Origin of the sequence: Xenorhabdus innexi (assembly GCF_002632485.1) — a bacterium.
GTDB lineage: Bacteria > Pseudomonadota > Gammaproteobacteria > Enterobacterales > Enterobacteriaceae > Xenorhabdus > Xenorhabdus innexi.
In genome coordinates, this window is sequence record NZ_NIBU01000217.1 from 1 (window position 1) to 760 (window position 760).

Consider the following 760-nt stretch of genomic DNA (forward strand, 5'->3'; position numbering starts at 1 on the left):
AATCCTCTCGGCCGTGGCATTTTTTAAAGTCGCCTCCGCTGCCGTGGAAACCTTCTCCGAAGTGCGTGACGGCAAAGCCAGCTGGACCCAGTTTGGTTCGATTATCGTGGTCGGTGTGGTACTGCTGGTTGCGGTGATCTGGCTGCTGGCGAAATCGGCCGGCATCATTTTTTAAGAGGCCGCGCATGCAGACGATCCCGTTCTTACCTGATCGCTTAAATGCCGAACCGGTCGTCTTTCGCGGCTTTACCACGCCGGAGATGGGATTGGCCGCCCTGGTCGGGCTGGGGGTCGGGCTGATGGTGAGCCTGCCTCTCATCCCCTTAGCGGGCTGGGTGATGCTCCCCACCGGCATGCTGGTGATGCCGTTGCTGCTGATTAGTTTTGGCGGGCGCTGGCTGACACAGTTTAAGCGCGGCAAACCGGAACATTATCTCTGGCTGACACTGGCAGAGCAGAAACGCCGGCTGGGTATCGGTGATCCGGCCCTGATTATTGCGGCGCAGGGCTGGTCATTGCGTCGCAGCAGGAGAGCGCGATGAGCCGGTTTCGTCATGCGGTGAAAAATCGCGATCAGCATATTCTGACCCTGAGAGTGGCCTGCGGCATTTTGGTGGGGGTGCTGCTGATCACCCTGACCGGCTGGATGATGGCACCGCGCAATCTGACTGTCCATAACCCGCCGGATTTGCGCAGTGGCAGCACCCGGGCGTGGTGGGAAGTGCCGCCACCCAGTGTCTACAGTTTTGCCTTTTATATT

3 protein-coding genes are annotated in these 760 nt (G+C 59.1%); all 3 read left to right on the plus strand.

The genetic code is table 11. From position 1 onward, the window contains the following. On the plus strand, nucleotides 1–175 hold a 175-nt coding region (locus tag Xinn_RS21180; RefSeq protein ID WP_099137835.1), incomplete at its 5' end, for a TIGR03745 family integrating conjugative element membrane protein. Between the two features lie 10 nt (nucleotides 176–185). Beyond that, nucleotides 186–542, plus strand: a complete 357-nt coding sequence (locus Xinn_RS21185; RefSeq protein WP_086953999.1) for a TIGR03750 family conjugal transfer protein — start codon at nucleotides 186–188, stop codon at nucleotides 540–542. Next, nucleotides 539–760 (plus strand): DUF2895 family protein (locus Xinn_RS21190; RefSeq protein WP_153043438.1); only part of this gene is annotated, 222 nt, incomplete at its 3' end. The genes Xinn_RS21185 and Xinn_RS21190, both read left to right, overlap by 4 nt.